Raw genomic sequence first — 2,761 nt, forward strand, 5'->3', positions numbered from 1 at the left:
GTTCCCCGCCCAGCGGGTCGATCGCCACCCCGTCCCCCAGCATCCGACCCGCGAAAACCGCGTCCGGAACCTCCGACAACGACGCGATCCAGCCTTTCAAAGGCGATGCGAGAACGAGGTTGGACACGGGCTTAGGCTCTTCTTGGAAACTAATTCGCAGGCGTCAGGGTCACGCGCTCGATCGCCCAGAAGGGATCGACGCTCTTGGCCGTGAAGCTCAGGCAAAGATCGACCTTACCGGCCCGCGACGGCAAGCGGCCGGTGATCGTCGATAGGCCGGGTTTTTTCGCGGCGTCGCCCAGCGGAAGGACGGCCAGGCGCTCGCCCGCGCATCCGGCGCGCACCTCCAGCTCGCCGCCCCGCGTCGCGGGCGGGCGCAGCGGGATGCGGTCGCGCTCAGCGCCGACCTGAAAATTGAAGGGGATCTGGCTGGCGCGGACGCTGAGGATCGCGCCCTTGGTCAGGTCCGCGCCCTCCCAGATCCAGCAAGGGTTGAGGATGTCGACGAACATCATCGCCCGCTTGTCGAAGGCGCGCGGGGCGTCGTCGATCATGGTCAGCGGAACCTTCTCGGTGCAGAGCTTGAGCTGGGCGCTCAGGCGCGTCTGGAGTAGGGCCGGCGTGATTGTCCAGGACCGCTCGCGGCCCAGAGCCTGGCCGTCCAGGAACACGCGGGCCTTCACCTTGGCGCCCGTCTGCAGATCCAACGCGCCGCCATAGGATGGGGAGGCCGGCGTCGGCGTCCCGCCATCCAGCGTGTAGCGGATTTCACCGATTCCAAGTCCCGTCGACAGAGCCAGCCGCGTCTTGCCGCCCTCGCCTTCCGAAAGAGCCGGTTGCGGCTCGAAGGGGACCGTGTTGGCGGTCACGCCCAGCACCTTCAGTCGCGCCATCTCGGCGGGCAGGCGACGCGCGAAATCAGCCCAATCGGCGCCGGCGGCGGGCGACCAGCCACGCTCGGCCAGGGCCACAGCGCGGGGGAAGGCCATCGCCTGCATGCGCGCGTCGGTCTGCATGTGCTCGGTCCAGACATTGGCCTGGACGCCGAGAATGTGCCGGCGCTGGTCCTCGGTGAGCTGGGCTGGCGCGGGATCGAAGGCGTGGACGTCCTTCAGGCTGACCACCTTGCCCCGACCGGTCGGCTCCTCGGGCGAGGCGCTCTGGCGGTTGTCGAGATAGAGCGTCGGATGCGGCGACAGCACCGTGTCGTGGCCAGCCTTGGCCGCGGCGATCGCGCCGTCGATCCCGCGCCAGGACATCACGGTGGCGTTGGGCGCGAGGCCGCCCTCCAGGATCTCGTCCCATCCGATCAGCCGGCGGCCGCGCTTCTCCAGCGTCTTGCCGACGCGCTGGATGAACCAGCTCTGCAGCGCGTGTTCGTCCTTGAGGCCCAGCGCCTTGATCTTGGCCTGGATCTTGGGACTGGCCTTCCACTGGTCCTTGATCGCCTCATCCCCGCCTACGTGGATGAAGGTCGAGGGGAAGAGGTCCATGACCTCGTTCAGCACGTCGTCGAGGAAGGCGAAGGTCGCGTCGTCGGTGTTGTAGAGCCACGGGAAGACGCCCCAGTCACCCATCTTGCTGGCGTCGGGCGGCGCCGAGCCGAGCTCCGGATAGGCGACGATCGGCGCCAGGGCGTGGCCCGGCGTCTCGATCTCCGGGACGATGGTGATATTGCGGGCGGCGGCGTAGGCGACGAGGTCGCGCACCTGGTCCTGGGTGTAAAAGCCGCCATACCTCGGGTAGGCGCGCGCCGCGCCAGGATCGGTGCGCCAGGCGCCGACCTGGGTGAGCCTCGGATATTTCTTGATCTCCAGTCGCCAGCCCTGGTCGTCGACCAGGTGCCAGTGGAAGATGTTGAGCTTGTGCGCCGCCATGGCGTCGAGCGTCGCCTTCAGCGTGGCGATCGACTGATAGTGGCGGGCGCTGTCGACCATCAGGCCGCGCCAGGCGAAGCGCGGGGCGTCCTCGATCGCGGCGGCGGGAATGGCGATCGGGCCCTTGGCTTCGTTGGGCGTCGCCAGCTGCCACAGCGACATCGCGCCGTAGAACAGGCCCGCGCGCTGGGCGGCGGCGAGGTGCTGTGACCTCGCTGCACGTCGCGATCGCCTCGCTCCACGTCGTGCTCGGCCACGCCGGCTCGTCGCTCGTGTACCGGCTGCGGTTCCGGCGCAGCCCGCTGGTCGTGTACGGCGCGCCGGCGTCGCCGCACCGCACCTGGCGCTGCGCGCCTGACTCATACTAAGTCGCGTTCAATGATATAGAAGTTATCCACTTGAACCCGGTCATTGACTGGGTTCGGGGTGGGTTGGCTTCGAGAGACGCGATGCCGGTGGTGAGCACGGCTTCGACGGCGTCGAGATCGGCGAAGACGTGGTTGGCGAAGCAGTCCTCGCGGATCGCCTCCCACAGGTGCTCGGCCGGATTGAGTTCGGGGCTGTAGGGCGGCAAGAACATCAACCGCATGTTGGGCGGCACCTGGAGTTCGCCGGCGATGTGCCAACCGGCCTGGTCCATCACCATGAAGACGAACTCGTCGGCATGGCGGCGGGCCACCTCGTCCAGGAACAACGACATCGTCTCGGCGTTGACCCAGGGCAGCACGAGGCTGTCGAGCACGCCGTCGTGCGGACTGACGGCGCTGAAGGCGTACAGGTACTTGCGCTGCACTCGCGCGCCGACCACCGGGCGCACGCCTCTGGGTGCCCAACAGCGCCGCGGCGTACCCAGAAGAGATCGGAAGAGCGTCGTGTAGGGAAAG

At 68.0% G+C, this 2,761-nt stretch carries 3 protein-coding genes and 1 pseudogene; 1 reads left to right on the forward strand and 3 read right to left on the reverse strand.

Translation table 11 applies throughout. The annotated features are described in order from the left end of the window. Nucleotides 1–127: PTS glucose transporter subunit IIA (locus tag Q0379_RS24320; RefSeq protein ID WP_366519339.1), on the reverse strand; the 127-nt coding region annotated here is incomplete at its 3' end. Nucleotides 128–149: 22 nt separating this feature from the next. Beyond that, nucleotides 150–2,078: pseudogene (locus tag Q0379_RS20350) on the reverse strand (family 20 glycosylhydrolase); the annotation flags it as partial. Between the two features lie 5 nt (nucleotides 2,079–2,083). On the opposite strand from Q0379_RS20350, the gene Q0379_RS20355 reads away from it, so the two are divergent. Further along, the gene (locus Q0379_RS20355; RefSeq protein WP_299016020.1) at nucleotides 2,084–2,245 is read left to right on the forward strand and encodes a hypothetical protein; all 162 of its coding nucleotides are present in this window, start codon (nucleotides 2,084–2,086) and stop codon (nucleotides 2,243–2,245) included. Here the strand turns inward: Q0379_RS20355 and Q0379_RS20360 are convergent. Continuing rightward, nucleotides 2,242–2,730, reverse strand: coding sequence for an IS630 family transposase (locus Q0379_RS20360; RefSeq protein WP_299016018.1), 489 nt, complete (start codon nucleotides 2,728–2,730; stop codon nucleotides 2,242–2,244). The genes Q0379_RS20355 and Q0379_RS20360 overlap by 4 nt on opposite strands. Nucleotides 2,731–2,761 lie beyond the last annotated feature (31 nt).

This window comes from uncultured Caulobacter sp., assembly GCF_937900395.1.
Lineage (GTDB): Bacteria > Pseudomonadota > Alphaproteobacteria > Caulobacterales > Caulobacteraceae > Caulobacter.